The following is a 19,436-nucleotide window of genomic DNA, read 5'->3' on the forward strand; positions in this document are numbered from 1 at the left end:
ATTTTGAATTAGTTGACAATTAGTTGTCAAATGGCATAAAATAACTTTTAACAAAGTATACAAATCTGAAGACGAGAAAGAGTAAAATAGTGAACTGTTCTCCAGAGAGCCGGTATATTGCTGAAAGCCGGTGGGCAGACGTTATTTGAAAATCATCTCCGAGGAGCCGAGGCTGAAAGTGAGTAAGCCCGGACGGATGTCTATCGTTACAAAGAACACGTATGATAGTACGTTGCTAAGCGCTATTAGTGAAAAAGCTAATAGAATTAGGGTGGTAACGCGGGTAAACCCGTCCCTACTTCATAGGGACGGGTTTTTTGTGTGCTTTTAAAACATTCAAAGGAGTGATTGTAGATGAAGAAAGTAGATGTAAAAGAGTCAGCTGTAGGGAGAGAAACACGTATTCGTAAGCAGTGGAACGAACAAAGCATTTTTGAACAATCAATTCAGAATCGAGAAGGCGCGCAATCGTTTGTGTTTTATGAAGGACCACCAACGGCGAACGGTTTACCACACGTCGGCCATGCACTTGGTCGGGCAATTAAAGATTTAGTAGCAAGATATAAAACGATGGCTGGTTATAAAGTAGTAAGAAAAGCAGGATGGGATACACATGGTTTACCTGTAGAACTAGGTGTTGAGAAGCAACTTGGTATTTCTGGTAAACATGAGATCGAAGAATATGGCATTGAACCATTTATTCAAAAGTGTAAAGAGAGTGTTTTCACATATGAAAAGCAGTGGCGTGAATTCACTGAAAGTATTGGTTATTGGGTAGATATGGATGATCCATATGTAACTTTAAAGAATCCATATATCGAAAGTGTATGGCATATTTTGGGGACAATCCATGAAAAAGGATTGTTATATAAAGGACATAGAGTTTCACCATACTGTCCAAGCTGCCAAACCTCATTGAGCTCACATGAGGTTGCACAAGGGTATAAAACAGTAAAAGATTTAAGTGCAACTGTGAAGTTTAAAGTGAAAGATAGTGAAAATGAGTATTTCTTAGGCTGGACAACAACGCCTTGGACACTTCCAGCAAACGTAGCGCTTGCTGTACATCCAAATATGGAATATGTTAAAGCAAAACAAGAAGGTCATGTATACATTGTTGCGAAAGAACGTGTACAAGAAGTATTAAAAGAAAACTATGAAGTATTATCTGTTCATAAAGGCGAAGAATTATTAAACACATCTTATACAGCGCCATTTCCGATGAAAGAAGTTACAAATGGTTACCGCGTTATCGCAGCAGAGTTTGTAACGGCAGATAGTGGTACAGGACTTGTTCATATTGCTCCAGCATATGGAGAGGACGATTATAGAGTTGTTCAAAGTGAAGGATTGTCATTCTTGCACGTTGTAGATGAAAAAGGTGAGTATACAGAAGCGGTACCATTTTTGAAAGGTAAATTTGTAAAAGATTGTGACGTTGACATTGTTCGTTATTTAGCGAAAGAAGGTTTACTATATCATAAAGAAAAATATGAACATAGCTATCCACATTGCTGGCGTTGTGATTCACCACTTCTTTATTATGCAGGAGAAAGTTGGTTAATCCGAACAACTGCAATTAAAGATACATTTTTACAAAATAATGATTCAGTTACTTGGTATCCGGATCATATGAAACATGGACGCTTTGGTAAGTTTTTAGAAAATATGGTGGACTGGAATATTAGCCGAAATAGATATTGGGGAACGCCATTAAACGTATGGGAATGTGAAAGTTGTGATCATCAGTTTGCGCCGAAAAGCATTGCCAAATTAAGAAAGCATAGTACGAAAGAAACACCGGAAGATTTAGAATTGCATAAGCCTTATGTAGATGAAGTTCAAGTCTGCTGCGAAAAATGCGGAGGCACAATGAATCGTACACCAGAAGTAATTGATGTTTGGTTTGATAGTGGTTCCATGCCATTTGCACAATATCATTACCCATTTGAAAATAAAGAGTTATTTGAAGAGCAGTTTCCAGCTGATGTTATTGCAGAGGGAATTGATCAAACACGCGGCTGGTTTTATAGTTTATTAGCAGTCTCAGCACTGTATACAGGAAAAGTACCGTATAAACGAGTGTTATCACTAGGGCATGTTTTAGATGAAGAAGGGCAGAAAATGTCTAAAAGTAAAGGGAATGCACTAGATCCAGTTGATTTAGTAGATAAGTTTGGTGCAGATGCGCTAAGATGGGCTTTACTTGTTGATAGTGCTCCGTGGAATGCGAAGCGTTTTTCTGAAAGAACCGTACTGGAAGCGAAATCTAAATTTGTAGATACATTAGTCAATGTGTATAGCTTCTACGTTTTATATGCAAATTTAGATGAGTATAACCCGAAAGAAACGTATGATGTAAAGCGTACGAAATTAGACGAATGGGTATTATCAAGATTGCATAGTACAACGAAAAAAGTGAGAACAGCACTTGATGATTATCAATTTACGAATGCAGCTCGTGAAATTGCAGCACTTGTAGATGAAGTGAGTAACTGGTATGTAAGACGCTCACGTAATCGTTTCTGGGAATCTGGTATGAACGCTGAAAAAGCTGCTGCGTATGAGACACTTCATGAAGTACTTGTAACAATTAGTAAATTAATTGCACCATTCACACCGTTTGTCGCGGAAGACATTCATCTTAATTTAGAAGGAAGTAGCGTTCATTTAGCTGATTATCCAGTTGTAAATGAATCACTACTTCAGCCGAAATTAGAAGCGGAAATGGATGCTGTTTTACAAGTTGTTGAACTTGGAAGAAGTAACCGTAATCAGCATTCTTTAAAAGTAAAACAGCCGCTAGCAGAACTTGTATTACTTGAGCATAACGAGAATGATATGGATTGGGAATCTTATCATGATATCGTTATGGATGAGTTAAATGTAAAAGCGTTCCATGTTGAACTCGATGAAACAAAATACACATCATATCAATTAAAGCTCAATTTTAAAACAGCAGGGCCGAAATTCGGTAAAAATGTGAATGCAGTGAATGGTTGGCTAAAACAATTATCACAAGAAGAAGTACAAAACTTTGTATCAACAGAAAGAGCAGTTTACGAAGCAACACCAGGAGAAGAAGTAGTTGTAACTGCTGAAGATGTGTTAGTTGAGAAAGTTGCAAAATCAGGATTCTCTAACACGACTAACGGACAATATACGGTTATGTTAGATACGAATGTAACGGAAGAATTGTTACAAGAAGGAGTAGCGCGTGAATTCATTCGTGCGGTTCAAGAATATCGTAAACAGTTGAATTTACCAGTTAATTTACGAGTCGATGTTATTCTCGATACAGAAGAAGAACTACAACGAACGTTAACGAACCATAAAGATTTATTGGAAGAAAACTTACTCGTTAAACAATTTACATTTGGTCACTTAACGAACGAAGACGATGAACTTTCTTTAGGTGAAACAAAACTTAGAATTAAATTAAGTGCAGCTAATTAAAGAAAAAAGGAAGTTGGAATGATTCCAACTTCCTTTTTCGTATGGAGGTAAATTAACTAGCTAATTTCCTCATAATCCATTCAATAGGTCCTCTAGAAAATTTCTTTCTCCATAATACGCTAAACAAAATACTGAAAATGAAAAATACAGTAGCAAATAATAAAACGAAAAGTAGTGTTTGATGTTCCATTCTATTGAATAGAATTAATGTCCCAATCCCGATAAATACATGACTTACATAATGAGTTAATGTTAATTGACCTGTTTGTATAATGGAAGTAACAAACCAATTATTTTCATATTTTTCAGTGATATAGAGGCAAAGTATTAATATAGCAATAGCAGATCCTGTTGCAGATAAAATGTACAATACATTTGGTAAAATGGGTCCTGTATTAAACAAAAATGTAGCAACTGCTTTGCCAATGTGTGGAATGAAGTAGTACGTGAGCCCTTTTGATAAAAGTTCTATCAGTATGGTGAATGTAATACCGAGCAAGAGCAACCTATCTCTAATCTTTTTATTATGAAGATCTAATCTGCCAATTATCATACCGATTAAGAAGAATGAAAACCATGGGAAAAAAGGGTGATAACCATTAAAGAATAAATTGCGAAGAAAACCGTTAACTGTCCAGAAGTCTACATAGTTTATAAATGGAGTAGGGCCTCCCCAACCTTCGAAAGCATTGAAAGTAAGCTGAAGAGATTGTGCCAAGAGTAGGATAATAATAGATAAGAAGAGTAATGCTTTTTTTCGGACTGTAATGAGTAAGGCAGCAACGAAAAGGTAAACACCGTAGTAGTGTAATATATCCCCAGTCCACTCCATTACGTATAAAAATAATCCTAAAATAAATAAGAATAGTGCCCGTTTCCAGATGATTTTTCGGCTATTAGAAATTTTTATTTTTTCATTGCTAGCAACAGATGATCTAGTCATTAAAGATATGCCCATTCCAGCAAGTATAACAAACAAGGCAGAAGCTCTACCTTCAAAAAGTGACATGAAAGTTATTAAAAATGGGGGACCATTTCCTTCTGCACCTGTTATCACCATAAAATTAACAAGCAGCATACCAAACATCGCCAAGGCCCTAGCAAAGTCTAAGCCGATAATTCGTTTTTTAGTATTCAATTCAATCCCTTCTTTCAAAAATACTGTTTACAGCTTCCATCCATATTTGTCTATAATCTATATCCACATGTAACATCATAAAATTCCCGACATTATCAAGCACTAATGCTAACATATGAGCTTTTGAAACTAGATTTTTATTTTCAATCAATTGAAGCTCATTTGCTTTTGTAAGGAGGGATTCAAATCCTTGTAAATATTCTGTTTGCACAGTTAGTAATCGATCTTTGTACATATCATTTCTTGAAGATAGTAATACATATTCTTGCAACACACGATTAAAATAAGGATCGTTCTGCTGTTCATCAATTATTTTGAATCCAATTTCAATGCATTTCTCAATAAAATTTTCTTTCGTAAACTCTTCTGTATGGAAGAAGGAAGAAAACTGCATCGCAGCACATAATTCTGTGAAAATACATTCGATTAATGCATCTTTAGATTTAAAGTAATAATAAATGGACGGTTTAGCAATTCCGACTTCTTCAGCAATCATTGAATAAGTCGTTTTGGTAATACCATGTCCGGCAAACAGTCGATAGCTTGCTTCCATAATTGAAGAGAGTGTTTCTTCACTTTTGCTCATAATAAAGCCTCCTAAAAAAAGGTTATATAAATCGTATCATTCATTAATGTTTTTTCAACCTACCGTTAGGTAAAAAAGTGGCCTGTTTTTTACAAAGTCATTTAAAAAGTTTAAGAGTTAAGGAATTGCTTTAGAAATATATTTCTAAAGTATTGTGTTCACTTTACACATAAATATTGAGAAAATTTCACTTACCCTAAATGAAAAGGTAATAGAAGTGTTTATAGAGAATTACTCGTAGATTCAATTTTTATCCCCCCATTTTGTGGGGAATGATTGCCTAGTGGTAATGGGATAAGGTTGAGCTACTTTATTAGGGGGAGTGGTTCTATGTTTAATAAAAAAATGGTGGCAATGGCAATGACTGTACCGTTAGTAATGGGGACGATTTCTACGGTTTCGGCATTGGAAAAACAACAGCAAGTAAAGTTAGAAGCTTATTCGCCACAGAAAAAAGCAACTGAATATTTAAAAGAAAATGCTGCGCAGTATGGATTGAAAACAGACCTTTCAGACTTGCAATATATTTCTACAACAGAAACGTCAGTAGCTTCATATGTTAGGTTCCAACAAGTTGTTAATGGTGCACCTGTATTTTCAAAACAAATAACAGTTACGCTTAACGGAGAGGGAAAGGGAGTACTCGCTGTTTCTGATTATCAGCCTGTTACAGGTGTGAAGGAAGTAACGACAAAAATTAGTGAAAAAGATGCAATACAAAAATCAATGGCGTATGTTGGAGAAGCAAGTGAGCAAAATTTATGGGCTCCTACAGATAAAGAGTTCGGATATATTGTTGAAGAAGGAATTGCTCGTCCAGTATATAAAGTTGTAGTCCATTCTAATAATCCATTTGGTGCATGGGAAACATTTATTGATGCAGAAAATGGAAAGTTAATTAAAAAGGTTGATATAAACCGAAAAGCTGAAGGGTCAGGGAAAGTATTTTTACCTAACCCAGTCGTATCTAGCGGTAGTAAAGTAGGCTTAAAAGATAATAACGATGCAGATTCAACAGCTCTAACGAACCAACTGAAAACTGTTACGTTAAAAGGTTTAGATGGAACAGGATTTTTAATTGGAGAATATGTAACGATTTCTTCAAAAGCGAAAACAAAATCTACGAATTTACAATTTAACTATACACGCGCAAATGATAGCTTTGAAGATGTTATGTCGTACTATCATATCGACACATTGCAACGTTACATTCAAAGTCTAGGTTTTAAAAATATTAATAACCGTTCGATAAAAGTGAATGTTAATGGTACAACTGATGATAACTCATTCTATTCTCCATCAACAAAAGCTTTAACTTTCGGTACTGGCGGTGTTGATGATGCAGAAGATGCTGGTATTATCGCACATGAATATGGGCATTCGATTCAAGATAACCAAGTTCCTGGCTTTGGTAGTTCAGCAGAAGGTGGAGCGATGGGAGAAGGATTTGGCGACTTCTTAGGTGCTACATATGAAGATGCAGTATCGACTACTGGATATGGTAAAGCATGTGTTGGAGAATGGGATGCGACAGCTTATTCTAGTTCAGATCCAACATGCTTACGCCGATTAGATACGAATAAAGTATATCCGAAAGATATAACGAATGAAGTGCATGATGATGGTGAAATTTGGGCTCAAGGTCAATACGAAATGGCACAAGCTTTTGGCCGTGATGTAGCAACGAAAATCATTTTACAATCACACTGGTCATTAACACCAAACTCTAAATTCAGTGATGGAGCAAAAGCGATTAAGCAAGCGGATGCTCTTTTATATGGCGGACAACATGCTGCTGATATCGATCGCATTTGGGCAGCGAGAGGCATTAGTACGAATTAATATAAAAAGTCGTGGCATTTATAAGCCACGACTTTTTAATTTGCTTACGAACTGGTACTAGTAAATAAAGCTATATCAATGATAGTGTGAATATATCCGTATCCCATTTACTTTTTAGCTTCTTTAAAAACAAAATGCTCTTTAAATTTTCTAGATTCAACTTTTTGACCATTTCGCATCGATCGGAATGGGTGCTCTTGCCATGTAATAATAACATCAACTTCATCTGCTTTTGTAGCAACAGGTAAATTAGCGTGTTCAAATCCAGTTTTTCCACTTGCTAAACGACTTTCCTTTAGGGAAAAGAGTTCATATTTCGTTTTCTTATTTGGTTCGTTGCGGAATACTTCGACGTTTACGTTATATACCTCACTATTCCCAACATTCTTTACTGAAAAATGATATGTTTGAAATTCATCTTTTTTAGCTTGAAGCATATTCTTGTTTGTTTTTTTCGGTTTATCAATATTCACTTGCCATTGATCAGAGTTTTGAGAGATTGGTAAAGATTTTGGTGAATAGGCGTATGTTTCGTTTACTACAATTAGGCAAAACAATAGGAGAAAGAAACTAATTGCTTTTTGCATATACACACCTCGCTATAAAATTTTTTATTAATATGCGTAAATGAATTGGGTTTTATGTAAAAAATGGAAAAATGTTAGAGGTGTAATTTCGAATTTGATACATAAGAATATGTATTACAAAATTAACTTTTCACACTTTAGAAGAATTTAGGAGTTAGAAAATCAGAATGTTTCAAAAAAGGCTTGCGTTTTATAAGGAGAGGAGTTAGAATACTCTGTAAATATAAAAAGTGATGATCAGGAAAAGTACATGGTGCAAAGGTCTACAGAGAGCAGCCGGTTGCTGGGAAGGTTGCGATACCGCATGATGGAAAGACACCTGTGAGCGTTGCTTTGAACGTGATTATTAGTAAAAGCAAACGGTACCTACCGTTATCAGGGCTAAGATGATCAGTATGACAATTTGGGTGGTACCGCGGAAAAAAATCCGTCCCTATTTATAGGGGCGGATTTTTGTATTCTTTGAAAGGGGGTGAGTGACCGTGGATGATGACGATGACAACAATAACGTAAATAAATATAAAATTACTGGAGGGAAAAATAATGGATTCAATAATGAAGCGTTCACTCACAAAAGAATGTACAAAGCAAAGTGGAAAGGTTGTATTACTTCAAGGATGGGTAAAAAAAATTCGGCACCTTGGAAATGTTAGTTTTTTATTATTACGGGACAGAACAGGAGTAATTCAATGTGTATTAGAAAATGAATTGGCCGGATATAAAGTTGATGTAGAAAGTGTTGTCCATGTAATCGGTGAGATAGTCGAGACGTCGAAAACGGAATTGGGTGTTGAAGTACTTGCTCATGAAGTGAAAGTAATAAACGGTGCAGAACCACTTCCATTTGAAATAAACAAAAAGAAGTTACAAGTTGGATTAGATCAACTATTGAATGAGCGGGTACTCTCACTAAGACATGAGCGAACCGCAGCGATTTTTAAAGTGAAATCTACACTCGTTCAGAGCTTTAGTGAATTTCTTATAGAGAACGATTTCACACGTATATTTACGCCGAAAATTGTTTCGCAAGGGGCAGAAGGAGGAGCAAATGTTTTTAAGCTTCCATACTTCCAAAAAGAAGCTTATTTAGCGCAATCACCACAGTTCTACAAACAAATGATGGTAGCGGGTGGGTTAGAACGAGTTTTTGAAATTGCACCTGTATATAGAGCAGAACATCATAACTCTTCCCGTCATTTGAATGAATATATATCGTTAGACGTAGAACTTGGTTTTATTCATGATTTTTATGAAGTGATGCAACTAGAAACTGATGTTTTACGATATATGTTTCAACAAGTAGCGAAAAAATGTGAAATAGAACTACAACTATTACAAATAGAAGTACCTGTTATTACTGAAATACCTAAAATTACATTGTTAGAAGCACAAGAAATTTTGAAAAGTAAGTATCGTAAAGAATCTCCTGTAGGGGATTTAGATACAGAAGGTGAAAAGTTACTAGGGAAATATGTAAAGGAAACATATAATAGTGAATTTGTTTTCATTACACATTATCCGAAAGAAGCGAGACCGATGTATACGATGCAAAATAAAGAGAATCCAGCTATTACTGATTCATTCGACTTATTATATAAAGGGTTAGAAATAACGTCAGGGGCACAGCGAATTCATAATTATGAAATGTTACTCGCTTCGTTTAAAGAAAAAGGATTACACCCAGAGAAATTTCAATCTTATTTAAATACATTCCGATACGGTTGTCCCCCGCATGGAGGTTTCGGAATTGGGTTAGAAAGGATTGTATATAAACTATTAGAATTAACAAATGTACGAGAGGCGAGTGCTTTTCCGAGAGATTGTACTCGTCTTATACCGTAAAAAGAATCTTCGCGACTATCGTGAAGATTCTTTTTTTATAGTTCGTTTGAAAAGGTGAAAATATAGACTCTTTCTTTTGCTAATAAGCTTAGTGAAAGTGAGTTATCAATATGAACCATTTCGACAAAAAATCAATATATTCCTTGACAGTTACAAATATAACCGATATACTTCATATTAATTTCAAAAGAAAATATATTCTAAATATTAAAATGTGTTGAATAGGAGTAGTAAGGTCATGTATTTGTACAGAGAGCTATGGGTTGGTGCGACATAGTCAAATGACATCCTGAACTCGCCTAGGAGCAGTAAGGTGGAACGGAATCACATTCTTAGTAAATCTTAACGGTTAACCTTCGATATTAGGTTTGTAATCAAACGATTACTACTAAGGTGGATTCATAATGGAATCAATAAGGGTGGTACCGCGTTAAGTAAATGGCTTAGCGTCTCTTTATATAGAGATGCTAGGCCATTTTTTATTATATGGAAGAAGAAATGGAGGGTTTGTTTGGATAGGTCTATAAAATTTATTTATTTATATAAAAAGATTTAATTAGGAGGAAAATGAGATGAAACAGACGGAGCAATGGACTTCGAAATTAGGGTTTATAATGGCTGCAGCAGGATCAGCAATTGGACTTGGTGCGATATGGAAGTTTCCTTATATCGCTGGGAAGAGTGGGGGAGGAGCGTTCTTTTTAATCTTTATATTATTTACTGTTTTAATTGGACTACCGCTACTTATAGCTGAATTTATGATTGGACGCAGTACGCAGAAACAAGCAGTTGGAGCATTTAAAAGCATCGCACCAAATACAGGATGGCACTGGATCGGACGCCTTGGCGTTGGAACGTGTTTTATACTACTTTCGTTTTATAGTGTTGTAGGTGGATGGGTATTAATTTATTTATTCAGAGGAATAACTGGACAACTGATTACTCCAGGACAAAATTACGGTGCGTTATTTACTGAAACAATTGGGAATCCCACTTGGGCTATTATAGGACATTTCGCTTTTATGTTCATTACGATATGGGTTGTATCAAAGGGTGTACAAAACGGAATTGAAAAAGCAAGTAAATATATGTTGCCAGCATTGTTCGTTTTATTTGTCGCTCTTATTATTCGTTCGTTAACACTTGATGATGCAATGAAAGGTGTGAAGTTTTTCTTACAACCAGATTTCTCAAAGATTACTTCGGAAAGTATTTTGTTCGCAATGGGGCAATCATTCTTTGCGATTAGTATCGGGATTTCAATTATGGTTACCTATAGTTCCTATTTAAATAAAAAAGAAAGTTTACCAAAATCAGCAATAACAATTGTTGGATTGAATTTATTTGTTTCTTTATTTGCGGGTCTTGCCATTTTTCCGGCCGTATTTTCATTAGGAATGGAGCCGACAGAAGGACCTGGATTACTATTTATCGTATTACCATCTGTATTTAGTCAAATCCCATTCGGTGGATTTTTCTTAACAGTATTCCTTGCACTATTTACATTTGCGACATTAACATCGGCATTTTCTCTACTAGAAACTGTTGTTTCAGCATTAGCAAATGGTGAACAAGAAAGAAGAACGAAACTATCATGGATCATTGGTTTCTGTATTTTCTTAGTAGGTATACCATCTGCGTTATCATTTGGAGTATGGAGTGATATTACGATTTTTGGAAAGAATATTTTTGATGCGGTAGACTTTTTATCTAGTAATATATTAATGCCACTTGGAGCACTATTTATTAGTATTTTCGTTTCATTCAAAATGGAGAAGAAGGTACTAGAAGCAGAGTTTTTTGTAGGTGGTAATTATGGAAAGAAAGTATTTACTTGTTGGGCATTTTTACTTCGATTTGTAGCACCACTTGCAATAATTATAGTCTTCTTAAATGTAATAGGGATTATTTAACATTAAATGTTATAATATTCAGTAAAAAAGGGAGGTGATGATCATAAAGGCAAATTTGATAGAAGCAGGGAAATACATGCATATTAAAGGCAAAAAGCTATACGTTGAAACGCATGGAAACCCTAAAAATCAACCAGTTCTATACTTGCATGGTGGACCAGGAGAAAGTTGTTACGATTTTTCATTTCATCAAGCGGAACGTTTAAAAGATTCTTTATATGTAATGATGATAGATCAAAGGGGTGTTTGTCGCTCAGAAGAAATTACTGAGGATGAAGCTTTTGGATTAAATGATTTAATTGAAGACTGTGAGGAACTAAGAAAAGCATTACAAATTGAAAAGTGGTCTGTAATTGGACATTCTTTCGGTGGCTATTTAGCATTGTTATATGCGTCGATATATCCAAGTTCAATAGAGAAAATAATATTTGAAGGGCCAACTTTCGACTTTGCATTAACAAGTAGAGCTTTGTTGCAAAAGACAGGGCATTTATTAAAAAAATATGGAAAAGAAGAAGTAGCAGAAGAGTCTCTTGCTTATTCATCTAGCAATGCTAGTTCAAAAGAGTTGTTAGAAGCTTATATAAGACTAAGCAATGAATTAGAAGAAAAAAGAATGGAGATTTACAATTATAAGGAAGATAGGACAGATGAGAGTTTATACAGTGATGAAGAGTGGGAAGTATTTTCAAATCGCTCTCAAATTCATTTTGATAGATTAAAATTAGAGGGCTTATGTCATACGTCATTATTATATAAAATAAAAGAAGTACAGAATCAAATGTTATTAATTGTAGGAAAACATGATGTAGTAACGTGTGAAGAACAAATTAAAACATTTAATAAAGATGCCCGAAACGGCAAGTATATCGTATTTGAAGAGAGCGGTCATTCACCTCATTATGAGGAAGCAGATAGGTTTGCAGAAACAGTCATATATTTTTTGAAATGAAGAAAAGGGTGCTTCTATAAATGCGGGGCACCCTTTCTATATTTCTGGATATGTGATTGTGATGTTAGGCCACTTACTTTGCCAATTCTTTTTTATAACTCTGTTTTTGTACATATGTAATCGTTCTTTCGATTCAAGAAAATGAGCTGTTGGTCTCACTTGTAAGGAAAGGACATCTTCAATACCACATGGGGCTGTTAATATGACGTTGTTTAGTTCATCAAGTGTAACTCCTAAAGCTGTTGCTGTTTCAGGAAATTTAGAAATAGCATCAACAGAAGAATATGGTGGCATATTATTCACTACATGCATACGAGCTTGATTTTTTACAGACCAAGGGATAGTAGCATCAATATTCCTTAATTTCGTTTCTAATGATTGTTCGTATATCTCATCTTGATGTAGACTATCATAATAAATTACATCAACATCAGGCATAGCCGTTTTAGCTTCATAGTCATGTAAAGTATCCCAAATTTTAGAACGAACAAAGCCGGCACAAACCCACCAATCAGGTAACTCTAGTGATTTTGCCATTTGTAATACATTCATCATCCATTCGTCGTTTTCTATTAAGCGAATGATATCTTGTTCTGTTTGTATAGTCATTTGTTATCTCACCTGCTTTTTTTTAGAGAGTAAATTTAATTCATAAGCTTTATAATCCATGTAATCCAGTAAGCACCTGGTATGAATAACAGTTGAGCTAGTAATGTACCAAAAAGTCTAGAAATCATTAGCCAAGCATACATTTTACTCATTGCTTCAGCACCTTCTTCTGATTGAAGAGCTCGCTCTGTTAAAAGAGCAATACGTGGATCTAGTAGCACTGTTAATAAAATAGTAGCAAAACCATTAATAAGACCAGAAGCTGTAGTGGCTTTTGTTGCGAAATCTGGAATTAAAAAAGAAGCATATAGTGCGGAAAGAACTCCCGCTGTATAAATTGCAGTAGCGAACATGTTAATAAGCATTATACGCTTTGGAATACCGCCGATACGCAGTCTATGAATCATTTCTAACTTTGGAAAGCGGACATATTTTTTTGTGTACTTTAATTTTTGAATGTTATTCGTTTTCATCATTCGAATGAAAGAACCGTCTGTTTCAAAGTTTTGAATGACATATCCAAATAGTTTTGTCAAAGTTGGATACAGTATAATCGCAAGCAATGTACCGATAGAAGCAGATAATAGTACAAGACGTATAATATGCTCTAAATCAATAGAAGGATCTAGTTTTGCTTCGTCCACAATCCCGCCAAGTAAAAAGGCTTGTAGTAAGTTTGACGTTCTTGAAATGAGTAATACGATTCCTACGACGGATAATGCGACAGCAATCTTCTTTAAACGAACCCCCGCTAATCGAATACTATAAGAGCTTGTTTCAACTGCGTGGATTACAATTGTGAAAGCCATTATAAAAATTAACGTAATTGACATTTGTTTCACCAGTTTCTATTAAAATAATTGTAACTTTTTTACTTTATCATATCTATCGTATTTTGTAACTGAAAGTATGTGACATATGGAAATTGATTTTTCGAAAAAATAGATAATGATAGTATAATAGGGAGAAGTGGAAGAGATGTTAGCAGTTATTTATACAGCAAATTAAGTGGAGGAATGAAACATGTATAAAACATTTCTATTTGATTTAGATGGAACTTTAACGGATCCGAAAGAAGGGATTGTAAATTCGGTTTTGTATGCGTTAAAAAAAGTAGGAATTGAAGAAGTACATATAAGTGAGTTAGATTCATTTATAGGTCCTCCTATTCAGCAATCATTCATAGAGAGATATAATATGAGTGAAGGAGAGCTTGAACGTGCTGTTCTTTATTTCCGTGAGTATTTAAAGCAGCGTGGATTGTTTGAGAATAATGTATACGAGGGGATTCTGAAGCTCTTGCAACAATTAAAAAGTTCAGGGAATCGCATATTTGTAGCTACTTCAAAGCCCACTGTATTTGCGAAACAAGTTATAGAACATTTTCAATTAACGAATTATTTCGAAGATATCATTGGAAGTAATTTAGATGGTACGAGAATAAAAAAAGAAGAAATAATTGCTCATATTTTACAAACAAATGAAGAACTAAATAAAGAAGAAATGATAATGATTGGTGATAGAAAGCACGATATAATAGGTGCGAATCAGAATGGAATTGCTTCAATTGGTGTTTTATATGGCTATGGCTGTGAGAAAGAACTGACTGAAGTTAGTGCGACTTACATAGTGAAAGATGTTGAAGAACTGTATCATTTTTGTGCAGAAAAAAGTTTAATAAATTAGTAAATATAGATGCTAGCAATCCCTTTATAACGTATGATGAGGAATTCGTTTCTGTTTAAAGGGATTTTTCATATGTAATCGAATATTTATAATTAGACATTTTTAGCATGAAAAAATTGCATGAATAAGAGGAGGGATGTCAGAATTAAAAGATTAGTAGAAGTTTATCAATAAAATTTAGAATATTCTGTTTAATGGAGGGGTAAAATTGGAGTTAGTTATTATATTATTAGCACTAAGTTTACTTATGTTCGTAGCATACAGAGGCTTTTCTGTTATTCTATTCGCACCGATATTTGCATTATTTGCAGTATTTTTGACAGAACCTAGTTATGTATTACCTTTCTTTTCTAATATCTTTATGGAGAAAATGGTTGGATTTATAAAGTTATATTTTCCTGTGTTTTTATTAGGAGCAATATTTGGAAAAGTAGTGGAAATGTCAGGAATTGCAGATTCTATCGCAAAAACGATTATTGAGTTAGTTGGTGAAAAACGTACTATATTAGCGATTGTATTAATGGGGGCTATTTTAACGTATAGTGGTGTTAGTGTGTATGTAGTAGTGTTTGCTGTTTATCCGTTCGCAGCTAAGTTGTTTCGACAAGCTAATATTCCAAAACGTTTAATCCCTGGAACGATTGTTCTTGGAGCAGTAACGTTTACAATGGATGCACTACCTGGATCACCACAAATTCAAAATGTAATACCTACAACATTTTTTAAAACGGATATTTATGCTGCACCGATACTTGGGATTGTAGGAGCAATTTTTGTTCTTACATTAGGTTTACTATATTTAGAGAGTAGACGTAAGAAGGCAAAAGCAGCAGGTGAAGGGTATTTTGGTTTTAATAATGGAAATACTGAAATGGCAGCATCTTTGCAATTAGAACAAAAAAATATGCCATTAATTAATAACATTGAAATCACAAGAGCACAACAACTTATTGCATTTATACCACTTATTTTAGTAGGTGTAATGAATAAAGTGTTTACTATTATGATACCGAAGTGGTATCCAAGCGGTTTTGATTTTTCTGCAATTGGTATGAAAGCATTTGGAAAAGTAGAATTAAGTGCAGTAGTAGGAATCTGGTCTGTAGAATTGGCACTTATTATAGGGATCTTAACAACGTTATTATTATATTGGAAGCGAGTAGTAACAGGTTTCCAAGCTGGATTGAATACAAGTATTGGTGGAGCACTACTTGCAACGATGAATACAGGAGCTGAGTTTGGATTCGGTGGTGTCATTGCAGCACTTCCAGGCTTCGCAATTATGAGAGATGGTATCTCTGCTACTTTCACAAATCCGTTAGTGAATGGTGCAGTAACGACGAATATTTTAGCTGGAATTACAGGCTCTGCATCAGGAGGTATGGGAATAGTATTAAGTGCAATGGGAGATAAATTTATTGCAGCGGCCAATCAATTTGATATTCCATTAGAAGTTATGCACCGTATCGTATCAATGGCATCAGGAGGAATGGATACACTACCGCATAACGGGGCTATTATTACTATTCTTACAGTAACAGGATTAACACATAAACAGTCCTATAAAGATATATTTGCTATTACAATTTTGAAAACGGTTGCTGTATTTTTAGTTATCGCGTTCTATACTTTAACAGGACTCTATTAAACATTCGAATCGTAAAGATTCATCAAATCGATAATTTATATCATAAAATATTAATTAGGATAAGAAGGGGTGGAGTACTTGCAAGAAGTTTCTGAGTTTCGTATGCCAAAGTCGGTATTATATGGAAGGAATTCGCTTGAAAAACTGGGGGAACAATCAAAAAAGTTAGGGAAAAGAGCTTTTATAGTTACTGATACAATTATGGAGAAATTAGGATATGTTGAAAAGTGTATAAAACAACTAAATAAGAAAAGTATTACTGTTAGTACATATAATAAAGTAGATGCTGAGCCTACAAATATACACGTGTTAGAAGCGTTATCTCTTTGTAAAGAGGAAAAGTGTGATTTTATTATCGGTATTGGTGGTGGAAGTTGTATTGATGCTGCGAAAGCAGTAGCGGTTTTATATACAAATGGTGGAGAAGTTGAGGATTATGTCCAAAAGGATATTGAAATAGAAAACAACCCACTACCACTTATTGCAATTCCGACAACTTCTGGTACTGGATCGGAAGTTACAAGTGTAGCAGTAATTACGAATAAAAAAACAGATGTAAAAATGATGATGAAGCATCCTAGTTTTATACCGAAAGTAGCAATTATAGATCCAGTTTTGACAAGTTCATTACCACCACAAATTACGGCAGCAACAGGAATAGATGCGTTATGTCATGCAATTGAAGCGTATATTTCTAAAGTTTCACAACCACTTACAGATGTACTTGCTCTTTCAGCTATTGAAAGTATTATGAAATATTTACGTATAGCATATGAAGATGGACGTAATATGGAGGCAAGAGAAGCGATGATGATTGCTTCCTTACAAGCTGGAATTGCATTTTCTAATGCATCAGTTACATTAGTTCATGGAATGTCAAGGCCAGTGGGAGCATTATTTCATGTACCGCATGGAATATCAAATGCCATACTATTACCTACAGTGTTAGAGTTTACAAAAACAAGTGCAATGAAAAGGTTAGCAAAAATTGGACGTAGTTTAAATAAGGATTTGTATTCGAATTCTGATGAGGAAGTAGCAGATTACACACTTGGTGAAATAAAAAAACTTTGCTTTGATCTTCGTATTCCAAATTTAAAAGAATACGGAATCGATGAAATTGAATTTGAAAATGCTATTTCTAAAATGGCATCAGATGCAATTGAAAGTGGTAGCCCAGCTAATAACCCACGTGTTCCATCATATGATGAAATCAAAGAGCTGTATCGAGAGTGTTTTAATTATAAGTATAAAGAATTCATAAAAAAATCAGATTACTAATTTCAGAATATTATATAAAAATTTCCTTGGAAATGAAAGTAGAATTATTCTTTATTATTTCCGTATTTTCCGTTAAAACAAGACTTTATATTCCAAACTTAAAGTCTTGTTTTATTATGTATAATATACATAATAAAACATTGCTATTAGTTTTATAAAAATAGTTTAGGTAGGTGTTTGTATGAAAACGATAGGTCTTATAGGTGGTATGAGTTGGGAATCAACTTCTGAATATTATCGAATTATTAATGAAGAAATAAAAGAGAGATTAGGAGGGCTACATTCAGCAAAATGTTTGATTAATAGTGTGGACTTTGAAGAGATTGAAAGATTCCAGTCTAGAGGAGATTGGAATGGAGCAGGTGAAGTTTTAGCGAATGCGGCGTATTCATTACAGAAGGGAGGAGCAGACTTTATAATCATTTGTACAAATACAATGCATAAGGTAGTTGGAAAAATAAAGGAGAAAATTGATATTCCAGTCTTACATATTGCTGATGCAACTGCAAAAGCAATTAAAAGAAAAGACATTCAAAAGGTTGGTCTGCTTGGAACTAAATATACAATGGAGCAAGATTTCTATAAGTCACGTATAGAAGAAAATAATATAAAAGTAATAGTACCATCAGAAAAAAATAGAAAAGAAATAAATAAAGTAATATATACAGAATTATGTTTAGGAAAAATAGTATTTCAATCTAGAGAGTATTATAAAAGGGTTATAGAAGAATTAGTACAAGAAGGAGCACAAGGAATTATATTAGGTTGTACGGAAATAGGTTTATTAATAAAGCAAGAAAACGTATCAGTCCCGATATTTGATACGACTTATATACATGCAATTGAAGCAGTCAAGGTAGCTTTAGATAAATAGATTATAATTATATTATGTAAACTTAATTCATATATCTGGAAAACATTCAGAAAATATTTTATAATGTAAGTGGTTACATTTAAGGGGGAATGCGTATGTTTTCAGTTCAACCAATCGCATTTGTACATAATGAAAGAAAGGAAATAAAAGATGATGATTGGGGAGAAGTAAGATCCCGTATAACTTTAACTGAAATGTATGCAGAAGAAAGTATACAAGGGATTGAAGATTTTTCCCATATTGAAGTTGTTTTTTATTTTCATAAAGTAACTGACGAGCAAATTCAGTATTTTGCTAGACATCCTAGAAATAATAAAGATTATCCTGAAGTAGGTATTTTTGCACAGCGCGGAAAAAATCGCCCGAATCGCATAGGTGTAACAATTGTAAAGGTGATCAAAAGAGAAGGTAAATCAATTATTGTTGAGGGATTAGATGCTATTAATGGTACTCCTATATTGGATATAAAACCAATAATGAAAGAGTTTATGCCGAAAGAAGAAATACACCAGCCTAAATGGGCAACGGATATAATGAGACAGTATTGGAAGGGGAATGGAGTAAAATGAGAATATATGAGGCAACAATTGCAGATTTAGATGGACTAGCATCAGTTTTTAATAACTATCGCATGTTTTATAGGCAGGATTCTGATTTAGAAGGTGCAAAAGTATTTTTACGAAATCGAATTGAGAAAAAAGAGTCCGTTATTTTCGTAGCAGTTGAAGACGGCGAATATATTGGGTTCACACAACTATATCCATCATTTTCTTCCATTTCAATGAAAGAATTATGGATTTTAAATGATTTATTTGTACAAGCGGCGAAGCGTGGAGCCGGAACAGGTAAAAAATTATTAGAAGCTGCTAAAGAATACGCATTAGAGAATGGAGCAAAAGGTGTAAAATTGCAAACAGAGATTGATAATTTATCAGCACAACGATTATATGCTGAAAATGGTTATTTGAGAGATAATCGTTATTTCCATTACGAATTAACGTTTTAAAAAATTAAGTTGAAAG

The 19,436-nt window shown here is 34.3% G+C and carries 16 protein-coding genes and 3 other annotated features; of the genes, 11 read left to right on the forward strand and 5 right to left on the reverse strand.

Annotated elements, in window-relative coordinates; translation table 11 throughout:
- Positions 1 to 59: 59 nt before the first annotated feature.
- Positions 60 to 300, forward strand: a binding site (T-box leader).
- Positions 301 to 354: 54 nt separating this feature from the next.
- Positions 355 to 3,456 (forward strand): isoleucine--tRNA ligase, encoded by a 3,102-nt coding sequence (ileS, locus tag BUA87_RS02155; RefSeq protein ID WP_072938288.1) that lies wholly within the window; start codon positions 355 to 357, stop codon positions 3,454 to 3,456.
- Positions 3,457 to 3,508: 52 nt separating this feature from the next.
- On the opposite strand, the gene BUA87_RS02160 is transcribed toward ileS, so the two are convergent.
- Both BUA87_RS02160 and BUA87_RS02165 read right to left on the reverse strand, forming a co-directional pair.
- The gene (locus BUA87_RS02160) at positions 3,509 to 4,594 is read right to left on the reverse strand and encodes a DUF418 domain-containing protein (protein ID WP_071714358.1); all 1,086 of its coding nucleotides are present in this window, start codon (positions 4,592 to 4,594) and stop codon (positions 3,509 to 3,511) included.
- A gap of 1 nt (position 4,595) precedes the next feature.
- On the reverse strand, positions 4,596 to 5,180 hold the full coding sequence (locus BUA87_RS02165) for a TetR/AcrR family transcriptional regulator (RefSeq protein WP_000045218.1): 585 nt from the start codon (positions 5,178 to 5,180) through the stop codon (positions 4,596 to 4,598).
- Positions 5,181 to 5,510: 330 nt separating this feature from the next.
- Between BUA87_RS02165 and BUA87_RS02170 the strand changes: the two genes are divergently transcribed.
- The gene (locus BUA87_RS02170) at positions 5,511 to 7,022 is read left to right on the forward strand and encodes a M36 family metallopeptidase (RefSeq protein ID WP_000482274.1); all 1,512 of its coding nucleotides are present in this window, start codon (positions 5,511 to 5,513) and stop codon (positions 7,020 to 7,022) included.
- Between the two features lie 107 nt (positions 7,023 to 7,129).
- Here BUA87_RS02170 and BUA87_RS02175 read toward each other — a convergent pair whose 3' ends face one another.
- Positions 7,130 to 7,609, reverse strand: a complete 480-nt coding sequence (locus tag BUA87_RS02175) for a hypothetical protein (RefSeq protein ID WP_001167912.1) — start codon at positions 7,607 to 7,609, stop codon at positions 7,130 to 7,132.
- 224 nt (positions 7,610 to 7,833) lie between these two features.
- Positions 7,834 to 8,047: a binding site (T-box leader), on the forward strand.
- 105 nt (positions 8,048 to 8,152) lie between these two features.
- Between BUA87_RS02175 and aspS the strand changes: the two genes are divergently transcribed.
- From aspS to BUA87_RS02195, 3 genes are all read left to right on the forward strand, one after another.
- Positions 8,153 to 9,451 (forward strand): aspartate--tRNA(Asn) ligase, encoded by a 1,299-nt coding sequence (gene aspS / locus BUA87_RS02185; protein WP_016081806.1) that lies wholly within the window; start codon positions 8,153 to 8,155, stop codon positions 9,449 to 9,451.
- 208 nt (positions 9,452 to 9,659) lie between these two features.
- Positions 9,660 to 9,908 (forward strand) — a binding site (T-box leader).
- 115 nt (positions 9,909 to 10,023) lie between these two features.
- On the forward strand, positions 10,024 to 11,364 hold the full coding sequence (locus BUA87_RS02190) for a sodium-dependent transporter (protein WP_072938291.1): 1,341 nt from the start codon (positions 10,024 to 10,026) through the stop codon (positions 11,362 to 11,364).
- Positions 11,365 to 11,401: 37 nt separating this feature from the next.
- The gene (locus tag BUA87_RS02195; RefSeq protein WP_072938294.1) at positions 11,402 to 12,316 is read left to right on the forward strand and encodes an alpha/beta fold hydrolase; all 915 of its coding nucleotides are present in this window, start codon (positions 11,402 to 11,404) and stop codon (positions 12,314 to 12,316) included.
- Positions 12,317 to 12,352: 36 nt separating this feature from the next.
- Here BUA87_RS02195 and BUA87_RS02200 read toward each other — a convergent pair whose 3' ends face one another.
- Both BUA87_RS02200 and BUA87_RS02205 read right to left on the reverse strand, forming a co-directional pair.
- The gene (locus BUA87_RS02200) at positions 12,353 to 12,925 is read right to left on the reverse strand and encodes a nucleotidyltransferase family protein (RefSeq protein ID WP_072938297.1); all 573 of its coding nucleotides are present in this window, start codon (positions 12,923 to 12,925) and stop codon (positions 12,353 to 12,355) included.
- Positions 12,926 to 12,960: 35 nt separating this feature from the next.
- The gene (locus tag BUA87_RS02205) at positions 12,961 to 13,758 is read right to left on the reverse strand and encodes a lipid II flippase Amj family protein (protein ID WP_072938300.1); all 798 of its coding nucleotides are present in this window, start codon (positions 13,756 to 13,758) and stop codon (positions 12,961 to 12,963) included.
- Positions 13,759 to 13,948: 190 nt separating this feature from the next.
- Here BUA87_RS02205 and BUA87_RS02210 point away from each other — a divergent pair, with 190 nt between their 5' ends.
- From BUA87_RS02210 to BUA87_RS02235, 6 genes are all read left to right on the forward strand, one after another.
- Positions 13,949 to 14,611: an HAD family hydrolase gene (locus BUA87_RS02210; RefSeq protein ID WP_072938303.1), complete on the forward strand. Its 663-nt coding sequence runs from the start codon at positions 13,949 to 13,951 to the stop codon at positions 14,609 to 14,611.
- A 208-nt stretch (positions 14,612 to 14,819) separates the two neighbouring features.
- Positions 14,820 to 16,259: a GntP family permease gene (locus tag BUA87_RS02215; RefSeq protein ID WP_000424331.1), complete on the forward strand. Its 1,440-nt coding sequence runs from the start codon at positions 14,820 to 14,822 to the stop codon at positions 16,257 to 16,259.
- Between the two features lie 78 nt (positions 16,260 to 16,337).
- Positions 16,338 to 17,540: an iron-containing alcohol dehydrogenase gene (locus BUA87_RS02220; RefSeq protein ID WP_001158665.1), complete on the forward strand. Its 1,203-nt coding sequence runs from the start codon at positions 16,338 to 16,340 to the stop codon at positions 17,538 to 17,540.
- Positions 17,541 to 17,721: 181 nt separating this feature from the next.
- The gene (locus BUA87_RS02225; protein ID WP_069355519.1) at positions 17,722 to 18,414 is read left to right on the forward strand and encodes an aspartate/glutamate racemase family protein; all 693 of its coding nucleotides are present in this window, start codon (positions 17,722 to 17,724) and stop codon (positions 18,412 to 18,414) included.
- 95 nt (positions 18,415 to 18,509) lie between these two features.
- Complete coding sequence (locus tag BUA87_RS02230) at positions 18,510 to 18,983, forward strand: SAM-dependent methyltransferase (RefSeq protein ID WP_072938307.1); 474 nt, start codon at positions 18,510 to 18,512, stop codon at positions 18,981 to 18,983.
- Complete coding sequence (locus BUA87_RS02235; RefSeq protein ID WP_001223866.1) at positions 18,980 to 19,420, forward strand: GNAT family N-acetyltransferase; 441 nt, start codon at positions 18,980 to 18,982, stop codon at positions 19,418 to 19,420. The genes BUA87_RS02230 and BUA87_RS02235 overlap by 4 nt, the downstream gene beginning before the upstream one ends.
- The last annotated feature ends 16 nt before the right edge of the window (positions 19,421 to 19,436 follow it).

The sequence above is a fragment of the Bacillus sp. bc15 genome, assembly GCF_900142585.1.
GTDB lineage: Bacteria > Bacillota > Bacilli > Bacillales > Bacillaceae_G > Bacillus_A > Bacillus_A cereus.

Bases quoted from the DNA above. Each gene is read 5' to 3' on its own strand.
- BUA87_RS02210 (WP_072938303.1), top strand. From the start codon at position 13,949: ATGTATAAAACATTTCTATTTGATTTAGATGGAACTTTAACGGATCCG.
- BUA87_RS02190 (WP_072938291.1), top strand. From the start codon at position 10,024: ATGAAACAGACGGAGCAATGGACTTCGAAATTAGGGTTTATAATGGCT.
- aspS (WP_016081806.1), top strand. From the start codon at position 8,153: ATGGATTCAATAATGAAGCGTTCACTCACAAAAGAATGTACAAAGCAA.
- BUA87_RS02235 (WP_001223866.1), top strand. From the start codon at position 18,980: ATGAGAATATATGAGGCAACAATTGCAGATTTAGATGGACTAGCATCA.
- BUA87_RS02195 (WP_072938294.1), top strand. From the start codon at position 11,402: ATGATCATAAAGGCAAATTTGATAGAAGCAGGGAAATACATGCATATT.
- BUA87_RS02205 (WP_072938300.1), bottom strand. From the start codon at position 13,758: ATGTCAATTACGTTAATTTTTATAATGGCTTTCACAATTGTAATCCAC.
- BUA87_RS02230 (WP_072938307.1), top strand. From the start codon at position 18,510: ATGTTTTCAGTTCAACCAATCGCATTTGTACATAATGAAAGAAAGGAA.
- BUA87_RS02175 (WP_001167912.1), bottom strand. From the start codon at position 7,609: ATGCAAAAAGCAATTAGTTTCTTTCTCCTATTGTTTTGCCTAATTGTA.
- BUA87_RS02225 (WP_069355519.1), top strand. From the start codon at position 17,722: ATGAAAACGATAGGTCTTATAGGTGGTATGAGTTGGGAATCAACTTCT.
- BUA87_RS02200 (WP_072938297.1), bottom strand. From the start codon at position 12,925: ATGACTATACAAACAGAACAAGATATCATTCGCTTAATAGAAAACGAC.
- BUA87_RS02170 (WP_000482274.1), top strand. From the start codon at position 5,511: ATGTTTAATAAAAAAATGGTGGCAATGGCAATGACTGTACCGTTAGTA.
- ileS (WP_072938288.1), top strand. From the start codon at position 355: ATGAAGAAAGTAGATGTAAAAGAGTCAGCTGTAGGGAGAGAAACACGT.
- BUA87_RS02165 (WP_000045218.1), bottom strand. From the start codon at position 5,180: ATGAGCAAAAGTGAAGAAACACTCTCTTCAATTATGGAAGCAAGCTAT.